5 protein-coding genes are annotated in these 16,263 nt (G+C 42.8%); 4 read left to right on the top strand and 1 reads right to left on the bottom strand.

The genetic code is table 11. The features are described 5' to 3' along the window. Positions 1-25: 25 nt before the first annotated feature. The gene (locus AHMF7605_RS17480; RefSeq protein WP_106931346.1) at positions 26-802 is read right to left on the bottom strand and encodes a LuxR C-terminal-related transcriptional regulator; all 777 of its coding nucleotides are present in this window, start codon (positions 800-802) and stop codon (positions 26-28) included. 960 nt (positions 803-1,762) lie between these two features. Here AHMF7605_RS17480 and AHMF7605_RS17475 point away from each other — a divergent pair. The 4 genes from AHMF7605_RS17475 to AHMF7605_RS17460 all read left to right on the top strand — a co-directional run bounded on the left by AHMF7605_RS17475 (position 1,763) and on the right by AHMF7605_RS17460 (position 15,993). Further along, positions 1,763-5,161 carry a hypothetical protein gene (locus AHMF7605_RS17475; protein ID WP_106931345.1) on the top strand — a complete coding sequence of 1,133 codons (3,399 nt, stop codon included), beginning with the start codon at positions 1,763-1,765 and terminating at the stop codon, positions 5,159-5,161. A gap of 9 nt (positions 5,162-5,170) precedes the next feature. Beyond that, positions 5,171-6,172, top strand: a complete 1,002-nt coding sequence (locus AHMF7605_RS17470; RefSeq protein WP_106931344.1) for a T9SS type A sorting domain-containing protein — start codon at positions 5,171-5,173, stop codon at positions 6,170-6,172. A 433-nt stretch (positions 6,173-6,605) separates the two neighbouring features. Further along, positions 6,606-11,135: a T9SS type A sorting domain-containing protein gene (locus AHMF7605_RS17465; protein ID WP_158267547.1), complete on the top strand. Its 4,530-nt coding sequence runs from the start codon at positions 6,606-6,608 to the stop codon at positions 11,133-11,135. A gap of 436 nt (positions 11,136-11,571) precedes the next feature. Next, positions 11,572-15,993: a T9SS type A sorting domain-containing protein gene (locus AHMF7605_RS17460; protein WP_158267546.1), complete on the top strand. Its 4,422-nt coding sequence runs from the start codon at positions 11,572-11,574 to the stop codon at positions 15,991-15,993. Positions 15,994-16,263 lie beyond the last annotated feature (270 nt).

Here is a 16,263-nt window from a genome sequence, read left to right as displayed (position 1 = left end):
AGTAAAAATGAAAGTATGCTCCCTCTCAAATAATACCCCGGGTAAGAACATAAGTTGTTAATTCTGCGGTACTATTAAGACCGGCTTTCTTTAGTATATTTTTGCGATGGGTTCTTACCGTTTCCTGGCTGATGCATAAATGTTCGGCAATCAGGCGGCTGCTCTTGCCTTGTAACAAGAGCTTTATAATATCCCGCTCCCGAGCGCTGAATACTTCTTCCGATTTATTAAACCGTAAACTTTGTGGCCCGATATGAAAGATCTCTTGCGTGTAACGGTTAATTTGTAAAGCCTGCGGCACTTGGGTAACCCCCAGGTAAGTGATGTCGGTATAGATATTGGAGAAAACGAAAGGAACTTTATCTTCATCAAAGTACAGTGGAATGCATTGGTGCTGCACTGTAATAATTCTGCCATCTTTTCTTCTGGCCCGGTAAAAGTAAACGAAGAAAATCAGTTCTCTTTCCTCTACTGGCCGGCTTTTAAAATACTGCATGCCTAATTGGGTTACCATTATATTGAACCGGGTATCTTCCGGTAAACCGAATTGCATCGAAAACTCCGCATCTTGGGCTAATATTTCGGCTGCCGAGTAGCCGCTAACTTCTTCGCAATTTCCGCTCACCAATCCCATATGCCAGGTACTCAAATTAGACACAATCACGAAAAAATGGCCTATGGTCCACAGATTCTTTACTAAAGGATGATTGGCCAATTGTTGCTGGTATTGATTATCTGCAACCAGAAAAGGGTTCCGGTCAAGCTCCAGGGCTTCTTTAAGTTCTAGTACCAAGTTTTGCATACTCAAATTATAAATAGTAAAGCTAATACCGAAGAGGAGTTTACCTGAAAATACCCCAATTGGGGTATTGATTGCTCTGTCTTTAAATTCTAATTTAGACGAAACATTTAGGAACCCTCAAGCTATAGTAATATTTTTTCAAAATTTTGTTTAAAAATATTACTACTACTGTGGAATTGCATTTTCAAACGTTTGCCAATGCACCTTGTAATTCCCAATTGATTATAGATAAGGTAGTGGTTAGATGCAAAGTGGAGCAATTTACTCCGCTTTAAACGGGTGAAAAGAGCATAAGGTAATAGCAATAGCACCAAATTATTTTAAAACTTATGGGCAAAATTTTGCTTCTTATATTTTTTACAAAAGCATTAAGTAACAGAATACTATTATTTTAGGATGGGGTAGTACCTAAGCGAGTGGCAAACGAAGGAGCTACACTCCTAAACAAGTTTACAATACTAGTATCTCAAACTTCCGGGTGACCCCAGTTAAATATGAAATATGAAGAATAAGTAAATTAAAGAATTGTATTAATCGTCTATCCCTCAACTCATTCTCCGGCCGGAGAAGGGGTGCTCGTCCTCATGGGAACTTATCCTAAATCCCTCTTTGGCCGGAGAGGGATTTAGAGTAACATTTTAAAACAACTTATTTAAATAATGTACCAGGCATTAGGTAAGCTAGGAATAATCTATTCGCCTTTTTACTTACCTGATTTCTGCAAAGTAAATTAATATGGCGTAATTAATTATAGCTTTTAATTAAAATAAAATTAATAATTTTTAGAATATAATTGGGAAAATGCTTACTATTAATTAGAAGAAAAGAACTGCCACTGATATTTCTTTACCGGCTCTACTCTTATTGGGCAATTATATTTAGAAACACAAGTTTTACCGTCATCTTTTTACTAAAGCGCTTATTTACTTCTTCCTTAAACAAAACCAACTTCTAAATTTTATGCAAACACCTTTACCCCGTTTCTATCTGGTTCAACTAAATCGGTTTGTGGTGCCTGATTGGCGCTTACTCGTCCTATTTTTAATAACTTATGTGAGCCTACCTGTTACAATTTTAGCTCAAAATAAACTCTGGGATAAAACCTTTGGAGGAGATATGGAGGAACAGTTATCTACGGTGCAGCAGACCGGTGATGGAGGCTATATTCTGGGCGGTTCTTCTTATTCGGGCAAAAGTGGCGATAAAACCCAATCTAATAAAGGGTATAATGATTATTGGATAGTGAAGCTCAAAGCAAATGGCACGAAAGAATGGGATAAAACCTTTGGGGGAGAATATGATGACTTCTTAAGCTCCATTCAGCAAACGCGTGATGGCGGCTATATTCTGGCTGGCTTTTCCAATACCCCTATTATTGGCAGTAAAACCGAAGCCAAGCTAGGTTACTGGATAGTGAAACTTAAGGAGGATGGCAGTAAAGAATGGGATAAAGCTTTAGGCGGAGAGGGTTATGATAATCTAGCTTCCCTGCAGCAGACCAAAGATGGAGGTTATATCCTAGGTGGTTCATCTTATTCCGAGCCTAGTGGCCAAACACTCCAAACCAAAGGCGACTTTGATTATTGGTTAATAAAATTAAAGGCAGATGGTTCTAAAACTTGGGATAAAACCATAGGTGGTAGTGGAGCGGATATCTTTTCCTCGTTACAACAGACTAGTGATGGGGGGTATATTTTAGGAGGTAGCTCTAGTTCTCCCAAAAGTGGTGATAAATCCGAAAATGGACGTGGAGAACCGTACAATGGAGGCACTCTGTATGGTTCCGATTATTGGGTGGTAAAGGTAAACGCAGCTGGGAATAAAGAATGGGATAAAACTATTGGGAGCGATGGGGAGGACTATTTAGCTGCACTCCAGCAAACGAATGATGGCGGGTATATTCTAGGAGGTACTGGTCAAGGAAGTAGTAGTGATAAATCGGAATATAGAGGTTATGAAGACTATTGGATAGTGAAGTTAAAAGCCAATGGTACGAAAGCTTGGGAAAAAACCTTAGGAGGAGATTTTGTTGATAACTTATCTTCGGTGCAGCTGACCAGCGATGGCGGTTATATTCTGGGAGGCTATTCAAGTTCTGGGGTTAGTGGCGATAAATCGCAAGCTTCCAGAGGGGAAAGCGATTACTGGATTGTTAAGTTAAAAGCAGATGGATCTAAAGAATGGGATAAAACTTTTGGGGGAAGTGACAGGGATATGTTGACTTCATTGCAAGTAACTTCAGATAACGGGTATATTCTGGGTGGTTCTTCTCAATCCGGCATTAGCGACGAAAAATCGCAGGCTTCCAAAGGTGGTTATGATTACTGGATAGTAAAACTAGATAATAGGGGTAGTAAAAATCAGGTAATTAATTTCCCTCCTATTGCGAATAAATCTTTGAGCCAGTCCCCTTTTACACTTGTAGCTACTGCTAGTTCGGGTTTGCCAGTGAGCTTTAAGGTAGTATCGGGGCCAGCTACCATAAAAGGTAATAAGATAACGCTCACCGCCCTGGGTTCGGTAACGGTAAAAGCCTCAGTAGTAGGTAATGATACCTACCGACCCGCGGAGGCTATAAATTCTTTCTTCGTGGAATCACCGGTAGCGGTTAGAAAAGAATGGGATAAAACCATTGGCGGTAATAAAGATGATAATTTATCTTTTGTGCAACCAACTAAGGATGGGGGCTATATTTTAGGCGGCTCTTCCGTTTCTAACAAAGGCGGGGATAAATCGGAAGTAAACAAAGGAGAAAAAGATGGTTTTGGCAGATTTTTCAGTGATTATTGGATAGTAAAGCTAAATGCTGATAGGACTAAAGCTTGGGATAAAACTATAGGCGGAGATGGCCAAGATTATTTATCTTCAGTGCAACAGACCAAAGATGGCGGCTATATCCTGGGGGGATATTCTTCATCCGGTAAGAGTGGTGATAAATCACAAGCTAGTAAAGGTGATGAGGATTACTGGGTAGTAAAGTTGAACGCAGATGGCAGCAAAGTGTGGGATAAAACCATTGGAGGAAGTGGAGGTGAGCAATTAGCTAAGGTACAGCAGACGCGTGATGGCGGGTATATTGTAGGGGGAAGCTCTTGGTCTGGCATCAGCGGAGATAAAACTGAGGCCAATAAAGGTGGTGAGGATGGTTTTGATTATGCTGATTTTTGGATTATAAAGTTGAAGCCCAATGGCAGCAAAGAGTGGGATAAAACTCTTGGCGGGAATAATTGGGATTGGCTCGCTTCCCTGCAGCCGACGAGCGATGGGGGGTACATTCTGGGGGGCTCCTCTAATTCTGATAGTAGTGGTGATAAAAGCGAAGATTATAAAGGAGGAAGCTGGGATGGTGCTCTTTACGTTGATTACTGGGTTATAAAACTGAAAGCGGATGGGACGAAGGAATGGGACAAAACAATTGGAGGGAATGGGTGGGATCGCTTAACTTCCTTACTTCAGACCAATGATGGTGATTTTATTTTAGGAGGTTGGTCAGAAACCGGAATTGACGGTGATAGAACTAAAGGCTCTAAAGGTGGTGGGGATTACTGGATAGTAAAGTTGGATACAAATGGGAAAAAAACGTGGGATAGTGCCATAGGTGGAGATTATCAGGATGTACTAACCTCCCTGCAACTGACAGATGATGGTGGTTACATTCTCGGTGGATTTTCTCAGTCTAATATGAATGGCGATAAATCTGAGGCTAATAAAGGGGAGAGTGATCAATATGGTTCACTTACTAGTGATTACTGGATAGTAAAGCTCCAAGAAAAGCAACCGGTTACCGCGCAATGGAATATGCGTTACGGCGGTTCAGGTAAAGACAACTTTACTACCGCCATTGAAACCAAGGATGGTGGCTACTTATCAGGTGGCTTTGCTACTTCGGGCGTAAGTGGTGACAAGAGCCAGATTAGCCAGGGTAAAAACGACTATTGGGTGGTAAAAAGTGATAAAAACGGCAAGAAGTTGTGGGAGAAAAGCTACGGCGGCTCTTCAGATGATTACTTGAACAGTATGGTTCAGACTTCGGATGGCGGCTATTTACTGGCGGGTAGTTCTTTGTCGGGCATAGGCGGCGATAAAACCCAAGCCGGCCAAGGAGAGCGCGATTACTGGATCCTCAAAATAGACAAGCAAGGCACAAAACTTTGGGATAAAACTTACGGCGGTAGTGGTACGGAAGAGTTAAAGAAAGTTATCCTGTTGCCCTCGGGTTCTTTTATTTTGGCGGGCACCAGCAACTCTCCGGTAAGTGGAGCAATGAGCCAGGAAAGTAAGGGCGGGCAGGATTATTGGTTCGTCAAGGTCAATGCCACGGGTAAGAAGATGTGGAACAAACGGTATGGGGGCTCATAGGACGAAGTATTGGAAGATTTAGCCTTAACTTTAGACGGAGGCTTTCTGCTGGGTGGCACGTCTACTTCCGGCATCAGCGGGGATAAGAGTGAAGCGAGTAAAGGAGGCAAAGACTATTGGCTGGTACGAGTTACGGGAACGGGAGAGAAAGTGTGGGACAAAACCTTTGGGGGTAGTTCTGACGAGGAACTGCGGGCACTAGGGAGTACCAATACGAGTTCGGGTAATTTCTTTGTAGCCGGTACGAGCAGTTCGGGTAAGAGCGGGGATAAAAGTCAGGCGAGCCAGGGAGGAAAAGATTACTGGATGCTTAAGATTAATGATACCGGCAAGAAATTGTTTGATAAAAGCTTTGGGGGCAGCCAGGACGAAGAACTTCGGTCAGCCTTAATGACGAAAGAGGGCGGTTACATGCTGAGCGGGAGTTCTGCTTCCAGCATTAGTGGGGATAAGAGTCAAGGAAGTCAAGGGGGAAAGGATTACTGGTTAGTCAAGACTACTGACAAGGGAGAGAAAGAATGGGATCAACGCTGGGGTGGCAGTGGCACGGAAGAGCTGAGAACGGTACTCCAGACCAAGGATGGCGGATACGTCTTAGGTGGCAGGTCCGACTCCGGGGTAAGTGGCGACAGAACGCAACCGAGTCAAGGCAGCACCGATTACTGGCTGGTGAAAGTAATTCCTCTAACTACCTCGATGGTAGCAGCCAGAGAAGAAACGGTAACAGAAGAACCGGTAAAGGAAACAGCATCTACCTTGTTAAAAGCTTATCCTAATCCTTTTAAAGAGCAAGTAAAAGTAAGCTTTACTTTACCCCAAACCCAACCAGCCGAAGTGAAGGTGTACGATAACCAGGGCAGAGAAATAAGTACTTTATTTAAAGGTCAAGCTCAAGCGAACCAAACCTACCAGGTAGAATGGCAAGCAATTCAAAATGGAGCGGGTATGTACCTGCTGCAACTGCAAACCCCTACTAAACGCTACCAGCAAAAGCTATTCTTAGCTAAGTAAACAAGCTTATACCTAAGTAACGGAGCCAGACAGGGTAATTATTCTAACTTTATTTAATTTTTCGGGCTTTATTAATTTGTTTGCTGAGTCTTATTACTTCTATTCCAATCTATAACTTTCTTCAAATACATTTTTAAGATAACCATTTTCGAAACATAACATAGTCCAATATGAATTTAAATTAATTTATATTTTTTCTAAGTTAAATACCTATATTTAAATACAAAGCAAAGACTACCAACTCCTTGTTGCTTAATATTTTTTCAAAAAGTATATATAGGCTGAGCTTTGCTGGGATATTTAAAGTTTTATCTACCTCCTTTTATCCGATGCTTCCTTTATGAAAACACATTTACCTTGTTCTTTTCTACTTTTAGCAAATCAGGCAATAAGTGCTAGGTGGTGCTTTTTAAGCATCATCCTGTTATTTTATGTGAGTATACCTATCATCTCTTTTGCCCAAAATAAAATTTGGGACAAAACCATCGGCGGAAATAATTATGATAATTTATCTATTGTTCAGCAGACCAAAGATGGCGGTTATATTCTGGGAGGTACTTCCTTGTCCGGCAAAAGTGGCGATAAATCCGAAGATAATAAAGGAAGGAAAGATGAATTAGGTAATCCTATCAGTGATTATTGGATAGTAAAGTTAAGAGCTGATGGTACGAAGGAATGGGATAAAACTATAGGGGGTGATAGTAGGGATGAATTATCCTCACTACAACAGACTAGTGATGGGGGATATATTCTAGGAGGTACTTCTTTGTCCAGTAAAAGCGGGGATAAAACTGAAGCTTCTAAAGGAGGAAGTGATTACTGGATTGTGAAGCTGGATAGCAATGGTAAGAAGCAATGGGATAAAACCATTGGCGGGAGCAAAGCAGATAACCTAACTTCCCTGAAGCAAACCAACGACGGTGGCTATATCCTCGGTGGCTCTTCGTATTCTAAGATAAGTGGCGATAAAACTGAAGGACTAAAAGGTAACGCTAAAGTTAATGATTACTGGATAGTGAAGGTAGATGGCAGTGGAAATAAAGTATGGGATAAAACCATTGGTGGGAATAGGGAAGATTATCTGACCTCGGTACTACAGACGAGTGATGGCGGCTATATTCTGGGTGGTTGGTCCTTGTCGGATAAGAGTGGGGATAAATCCCAAGCCAATAAAAACAACTACGATTACTGGATTGTCAAACTGGATGGAAGTGGGAAAAAAGAATGGGATAAAACCATTGGCGGCACGGACGATGATTATTTAACATCGCTTCAACAAACCAGTGATGGCGGCTATATCCTGGGGGGATATTCTTACTCTAAAAAAAGTGGAGATAAATCGGAGGATAACAAAGGGCGCAAGGATGAAGTCGTTTATATTCTTCCACCCGATTACTGGATAGTTAAGCTAAAAGCTGATGGCAGCAAAGAATGGGATAAAACGATTGGTGGCGATAGTCGTGATGAGTTAAGCTCAGTGCAACAGGCTAAAGATAAAGGCTATATTTTGGGAGGAACTTCTTACTCCGGTAAGAGCGGGGATAAAACGCAAGAAAATAAAGGAGAGTGTAACGAGTATGGATGTAGTACCGGGGATTATTGGGTGGTAAAACTAAGTGCTAGTGGCAACAAAGTTTGGGATAAAACCTTTGGTGGAAAAGGTTTGGATAACCTACATTCGGTACAACTGACTAAAGATGGGGGCTATATTCTGGGGGGGTTATCTGTTTCCGGTAAAAAGGGCGATAAAACGGAAGCTTCTAAAGGAGGAAGTGATTACTGGATTGTGAAGCTGGATAACAGTGGAGATAACCTTTACTCTCAAACAGTTACTTTTGAGCCTATAATCAATAAAACTTTGGGTGAAGCACCTTTTGCTCTTTCGGCTACGGCTAGTTCGGGCTTGCCGATTACTTTTAAGGTAGTATCCGGTCCGGCAAAAGTACAGGGTAATGTAGTTACACTTACTGGAATAGGTACTGTTACGGTAAAAGCATCGGTGGCAGGTAATGGGACCTACCAACCCGCAGATACTACTCGGACCTTCGAGGTAGAAGCACCATCCATAGTGAAAAAAGAATGGGATAAAACCATAGGAGGGAGCTATGAGGACTTTCTAACCTCCGTGCAACAAACACGCGATGGCGGCTATATTATGGGAGGGTGGTCTCAGTCCGGCAAGAGCGGTGATAAATCAGAAAACTGTAAGGGGGAGTACGATTACTGGATAGTAAAGTTGAATGAAAATGGGGAGAAGCAATGGGACAAAACTTTGGGGGGTATGGGTAGCGAGCAATTAACATCAATTCAGCAGACGAGTGATGGGGGATATATTTTAGGAGGATATTCTAATTCAGGCATTAGCGGCGATAAATCGGAGGCCAATAGAGGAAACTATGATTATTGGGTAGTAAAGCTGAATGCCAGCGGGAATAAAGTGTGGGATAAAGCTTTTGGGGGTAATAGTGTAGATTATTTAACCTCTTTGCAGCAGACGAGTGATGGTAGTTATATTCTGGGAGGATATTCTTTCTCTGGCAAAAGCGGGGATAAGTCTGAGGCCAAGAAAGGCTCTGAAGATTACTGGGTAATAAAGCTGAATGCCAGCGGGAATAAGGTATGGGATAAAACCATAGGAGGGAACTATGATGATAAATTAACCTCTCTGCAGCAAACCAGTGATGGCGGGTTTATTCTAGGTGGTACTTCTGACTCCGGAATAAGCGGCGATAAGAGCCAGGACTCTTATATAAATTATGATGGTCAAAATTCATCCGACTACTGGATAGTGAAGCTAAAAGCCGATGGTACCAAAGAATGGGATAAAACCTTTGGCGGAGATAGCAACGACTTATTAGCCTCACTGCAACCAACCATTGATGGTGGGTATATCATGGGCGGTACTTCTAATTCTGGAATCAGCGGCGATAAAACCGATAAAGGTATAGAAGGTAGCTATGATTATTGGGTAGTGAGATTGAATGTAGATGGCACAAAGCTTTGGGATAAAACGATCGGCGGCACGAGCACGGATTATTTTGCTTCTCTGCAGCAGACGCACGATGGTGGCTATATTCTGGGCGGATCTTCTGATTCCGGCATTGGCGGTGATAAATCCGAAGCAAAGCGATGTGAATGCAGTAAGGATTATTTCACTACTGATTATTGGATAGTGAAGCTAAAAGCCGATGGTACGAAAGCTTGGGATAAAACCTTAGGAGGAAACAACGATGATTATCTCCGTTCTGTTCAGCATACGCGTGATGGTAATTATATTTTAGGGGGCAGTTCAAATTCAGGAAAATCATACGAAAAATCCCAAGCGAATAAAGGCGGTAATGATTATTGGATAGTAAAGCTTTCAGCAGAACAATCCTTAACAGCGCAATGGAACATGCGGTATGGTGGTATGGGGAAGGACAACTTTACAACAGTGATTAAAACTTCAGATGGCGGTTATTTATCGGGTGGTTACACGACCTCGGGAGTAAGTGGGGATAAGAGCCAAAGTAGCCAAGGTAAAAACGACTACTGGGTAGTGAAAAGTGATAAAAACGGCAAGAAGTTGTGGGAGAAAAGCTACGGCGGCTCTTCAGATGATTACTTGAACAGTATGGTTCAGACTTCGGATGGCGGCTATCTGCTGGGCGGTTCTTCAATTTCGGGAGTGAGTGGGGATAAGACCCAGGCCAGCCAAGGAGAGCGGGATTACTGGATCCTCAAAATAGATAAGCAAGGCACAAAACTTTGGGATAAAACTTACGGCGGTAGTGGTACGGAAGAGTTAAAGAAAGTTATCCTGTTGCCCTCGGGTTCTTTTATTTTGGCGGGCACCAGCAACTCTCCGGTAAGTGGAGCAATGAGCCAGGAAAGTAAGGGCGGGCAGGATTATTGGTTCGTCAAGGTCAATGCCACGGGTAAGAAGATGTGGAACAAACGGTATGGGGGTTCGCAGGACGAAGTACTGGAAGACTTAGCCTTAACTTTAGACGGAGGCTTTCTGTTAGGCGGCACGTCTACTTCCGGCATCAGCGGGGATAAGAGTGAAGCGAGTAAAGGAGGCAAGGATTTCTGGTTAGTCCGCATTAGTGGCACGGGAGAGAAAGTGTGGGACAAAACGTATGGCGGCAGCCAAGATGATGAACTACGAGCACTAGGGAGTACTAATACGAGTTCGGGTAATTTCTTTGTAGCCGGTACGAGCAGTTCGGGTAAGAGCGGGGATAAAAGTCAAGTGAGCCAGGGAGGAAAGGACTACTGGATGCTCAAGATTAATGGCAGTGGTAAGAAGTTGTGGGATAAACGCTTTGGGGGCAGCCAGGAGGAAGAGTTGCGCACTATTCAGCTGACGCAAGATGGCGGCTACTTGCTGGGAGGTTCCTCCCACTCCGGGGTAAGTGGAGATAAGAACCAAAGTAGCCAAGGTAGTAAGGATTACTGGTTAGTGAAGACCACTGACAAGGGCGAGAAAGAATGGGATCAACGTTTAGGCGGCAGTGGCACGGAAGAGCTGAGAACGGTATTCCAGACCAAGGATGGCGGATACGTCTTAGGTGGCAGGTCCGACTCCGGGGTAAGTGGCGACAGAACGCAACCGAGTCAAGGCAGCACCGATTACTGGCTGGTAAAACTCGCGCCACTCACTACCTCGATGGTAGCTGCCCGGGAAGAAACAGGAGCAGAACTGAAAGCTGAGACGGATATAAATCTACTTAAAGCCTATCCTAATCCATTCCGGGAAATAGTAAGTATTAGCTTCAATTTACCCACTACTCAAGTTGCTACAATTCAAATTTATGACATACAAGGTAGAGTAATTACTACTTTATTTCAGGAGCAAGCTCAAGCGAACCAAATCTACCAGGTAGAATGGCAGGCGGGTAATAAACCAGCCGGTTTATATCTGTTACAGCTGCAAACCCCTACTCAACAACATCAGCAGAAACTACTGCTTACTAAGTAAATAATCTTAATAAGTCAACAAAAGCCGGGTAGCTGCAAGGCTAGCTGGCTTTTAATTTTAAATTTTCTATGTATCTGCAGGATGGACTTCTTGCACCTTCATAATCGCTTATAGATAGTTATTGCTGCTGTTTTATGGTAAATAGGTGATAATAAGCTTGATAATTCTACTACTATCTAATTATTTATTCTAAATAGCTAATCTATTCTCAAAATAATACTTTATCTTTAAAATAAAAAGTAATACTGATTTTCATTTGTAAACGCCTTAATGTTTACTGCGCATTCTCTTGATGCTCCTTTTACTGCTTCCAGAACATGGGCTTACTCTTACCAATATGAAAATACATTTATCTTTTTCCTTCTGGGTTTTTTTATACCCCATGTTGAGGATGAATCGGCGCTTTATCAGCCTGTTTTTACTTCTATCCTTAAGTATGTCTACATGGACCTTCGCTCAAAATAAAATCTGGGATAAAACCTTTGGCGGAAATCAAAGTGATGAATTGTCCATAGTACAGCAGACTAATGACGGCGGTTATATTCTGGGAGGAAGTTCTAGTTCTTCTAAAAGCGGTGATAAAACCGCAGCCAATAAAGGGAAAGAGGATTACGCCACTGATTACTGGGTAGTAAAGTTAAAAGCGGATGGCACGAAAGAATGGGATAAAACTATTGGCGGAGATAATTATGATTATTTAACATCACTTCAGCAGACCCAAGATGGTGGGTATATCCTAGGTGGTAGTTCACGGTCGGGCAAAGGCGGTGATAAAACTGACCCTAATAAAGGCGGCGTAAATGAATATGGTATTCCTTTTAGTGATTACTGGATAGTAAAGCTAAAGGTCGATGGTACCAAAGTTTGGGACAAAACCATCGGGGGAGATAATGAGGACAACTTAACCTCCCTACAACTGACCAGCGATGGAGCCTATATTTTGGGGGGCTCTTCTTCTTCGGGCATTAGTGGCGATAAAACTCAAGGTTCTAAAGGAGCATCTGATTATTGGATCATAAAATTAACCTCTACTGGCGTCATACAATGGGATAAAACCTTTGGAGGGAATAATTCCGACTGGCTATCCTCCTTGCAACAAACCCGTGATGGTGGGTATATTTTGGGGGGCTCTTCTTCTTCCGATATCGGTGGCGATAAAACAGAATCTAATAAAGGGGGCACGTTCGAAGAAGGTGGGTCGCCTAGTGATTATTGGGTTATAAAGCTAAAGGCGGATGGCACAAAGGAATGGGATAAAACCTTTGGCGGCAGTTGGGTGGACCATCTATCCATGGTACAACAAGCCCTTAATGGAAACTATATTTTAGGGGGCTATTCTGGGTCGGGCATTAGCGGCGATAAAACCCAAGGATCTAAAGGAGACTCCGATTACTGGATAGTAATGCTTAAGGCAAATGGTACTAAACTCTGGGATAAAACATTTGGTGGTAAATCCGAGGAGCAGTTAACTGTTGTCCGGCAAACCAAAGATGGCGGCTATATTTTAGGGGGTACTTCCAAATCCGGTATTAACGGAGATAAAACTACTGCTTCTAAAGGGGGAAGTGATTATTGGATAGTGAAACTAAAAGCGGATGGTACTAAAGTTTGGGATAAAACTTTTGGAGGAAAGGAAGAAGATTATTTATGCGCAATCCAGCAAACAAGTGATGATGGTTTTATTATGGGTGGTTCCTCTGCATCTGGAAAAAGCAGCAATAAATCACAAACCTCCAAAGGAGACTCTGATTACTGGATATTGAAGTTGGATAATAGTGGCACCAACCTGAACCAGGATATCTCTTTTGTGCCAATTTTATATAAAAATTTGGGGGATGTGCCTTTCCCTCTTTTGGCTACTGCTACATCAGGTTTACCAGTTCATTTTAGTGTGGTATCTGGCCCGGCTATCATCAAAGGTAGTATTCTTACTTTAACCGGATTAGGTACGGTTACTATAAAAGCTTCGGTAGCAGGCAATACCTCCTACTTGCCAGCAGAAACAACCCGGACTTTCCTGGTAGAACCAGCTTCCATGGTGAAAAAACAATGGGATAAAACTTTCGGGGGGAGTGAAAGTGAAATTGAAACATTATCCGTAGTGCAGCAAACCAGTGATGGCGGCTATATTCTGGGAGGTAGTTCAGATTCTGAAAAAAACGGGGATAAAACCGAAGCATCTAAAGGAGGCTATGGGGATTATTGGATAGTGAAGCTAAAGGCGGATGGTAGCAAAGAATGGGATAAAACCATTGGAGGTAATAGTTTTGATTATTTAACATCACTTCAGCAGACCCAAGATGGCGGCTACATTCTGGGTGGTTCTTCTCATTCTGACATCAGCGGCGATAAATCCCAAGTTAGCAGAGGTGGTGGGGACTACTGGATAGTAAAGTTAAATGCAAATGGCACGAAAGAATGGGATAAAACTATTGGCGGAGATAATTATGATTATTTAACATCACTTCAGCAGACCCAAGATGGCGGCTACATTCTGGGAGGCTCTTCTATGTCCATTATAAGCGGAGACAAATCTCAGAAGAATAATGGCTCCTATGATTACTGGGTAGTAAAGTTAAAAGCGGATGGCAGTAAAGCGTGGGACAAAACTATTGGCGGAGATAATGATGACAAATTAGTTTCGTTGCAACAGACTAGTGATGGGAGTTATATTCTAGGTGGTAATTCTTATTCTGGTAGCGAAGCTTCGTCAGGTGTCTGGATAGTGAAACTAAAAGCAGATGGTGCCATAGAATGGGATAAAGTTGTTATTGGTGATGTATTTTCCTCCATCCAGCAGACGCAGGATGACGGTTACATTCTGGGAAGTGGTTACAATAACGGTAATTTCTTGATAGTAAAGTTAAAGGCCGATGGCAGTAAAGAATGGGGCAAAACTTTTAAGGGCATGGCTAATGGAGATGGATTATTGCCCGTGCAGCAAACGAGTGATGGGGAGTATATTTTAGGTGGAACTACTTGGAGAGGCAAAAATGACGATAAGACTCAGGTGAGTAGAGGTAGCTCCGATTACTGGGTAGTAAAGTTGAAGGCGGATGGTAGCAAAGCATGGGATAAAACTATAGGTGGAACTAGTGACGATGTATTAACCTGCTTACAGCAGACTAGTGACGGCGGTTACATTTTAGGTGGTAATTCCTATTCCCCTTACTCTGGTATTGATTATTCTGGCATTGGTGGTGATAAATCCGAGGCTGGCAGAGGCAAAAATGATTACTGGGTCGTCAAGCTTTCAGCAGAACAATCCTTAACAGCGCAATGGAACATGCGCTACGGCGGTATGGGGAAGGATAACTTTACTACGGTTATCCAAACCAAGGATGGTGGGTATTTATCGGGAGGTTACACTACTTCTAATGTAAGTGGGGATAAGAGCCAGAGCAGCCAAGGTAAAAACGACTACTGGATAGTGAAAAGTGATAAGAACGGGAAGAAGTTGTGGGAGAAAAGCTACGGCGGCTCTTCAGATGATTACTTGAACAGTATGGTTCAGACTTCGGATGGCGGCTATTTACTGGCGGGTAGTTCTTTGTCGGGCATAGGCGGCGATAAAACCCAAGCCGGCCAAGGAGAGCGCGATTACTGGATCCTCAAAATAGACAAGCAAGGCACAAAACTTTGGGATAAAACTTACGGCGGTAGTGGTACGGAAGAGTTAAAGAAAGTTATCCTGTTGCCCTCGGGTTCTTTTATTTTGGCGGGCACCAGCAACTCTCCGGTAAGTGGTCAGGTAAGCCAGGAAAGTAAAGGCGGTAGTGATTACTGGATACTTAAAATTAATAGTACCGGTAAGAAGATGTTTGACAAACGGTATGGGGGCAGCCAGGAGGAAGTACTGGAAGACTTAGCCTTAACTTTAGACGGAGGTTTTCTGTTAGGCGGCACGTCTACTTCCGGCATCAGCGGGGATAAGAGTGAAGCGAGTAGAGGCGGTAAGGATTTCTGGTTAGTGCGCATTAGTGGCACGGGAGAGAAAGTGTGGGACAAAACGTATGGCGGCAGCTCTGATGAGGAACTGCGAGCGTTGGGCAGCACCAATACGAGTTCGGGTAATTTCTTTGTAGCCGGTACGAGCAGTTCGGGTAAGAGCGGGGATAAAAGTCAGGCGAGCCAAGGAAGCAAAGATTACTGGATGCTCAAGATTAATGATACCGGCAAGAAATTGTTTGATAAAAGCTTTGGGGGCAGCCAGGACGAAGAACTACGCACGATTCAACTGACAGAAGAGGGCGGCTACTTGCTGGGCGGTTCCTCCCACTCCGGGGTAAGTGGAGATAAGAACCAAAGTAGCCAAGGTAGTAAGGATTACTGGTTAGTGAAGACCACTGACAAGGGCGAGAAAGAATGGGATCAACGTTTAGGCGGCAGTGGCACGGAAGAGCTGAGAACGGTACTCCAGACCAAGGATGGTGGATACGTCTTAGGTGGCAGGTCCGACTCGGGGGTAAGTGGCGACAGAACGCAACCGAGTCAAGGCAGCACCGATTACTGGCTGGTAAAGGTAGCTCCCGTGACTGGTTCAAATGTAGCTACCCGAGAAGAAACTGCAACTGAAGAACCGGTAAAGGAAACAGCATCTAGCTTGTTAAAAGCTTATCCTAATCCTTTTAAAGAGCAAGTAAAAATAAGCTTTACTTTACCCCAAACCCAACCAGCCGAAGTAAAGGTGTACGATAACCAGGGCAAAGAAATAAGCATTTTATTTAAAGGTCAAGCCCAAGCCCAGCAAACCTACCAGGTAGAATGGCAAGCCAGTAATAAGTCCGCCGGCATGTACCTGCTGCAACTGCAAACCCCCACTCAGCGTCAGCAGCAGAAAGTATTTCTATTTAGATAAATAATCCTAATTTTAAAACCAAAGCCAGATTGCCGCAACGCGATCTGGCTTTGGAATTTTATTGTTTTATAGTTAAACAAAAGGGACAGCCATTGCTAAAAGTATAAAAAATAAGCTGCTTTAAAATTCAAAAAAGCTAACTATACAGGCTAAAACCAATAGCTCCGCAACAGCTTAAAAGATAAAACTAATTATAAAGGCGTTGTTTTAGGATTTTCTTTTAGCAAAATTTTAAATTAAACCCAAATAATTTCTTCTTTACAAAGTTTT

The sequence above is a fragment of the Adhaeribacter arboris genome (assembly GCF_003023845.1).
Classification (GTDB): domain Bacteria; phylum Bacteroidota; class Bacteroidia; order Cytophagales; family Hymenobacteraceae; genus Adhaeribacter; species Adhaeribacter arboris.
Note: the sequence above shows the minus strand (reverse complement) of the source record. Positions and strands in the feature narration are given on the sequence as shown.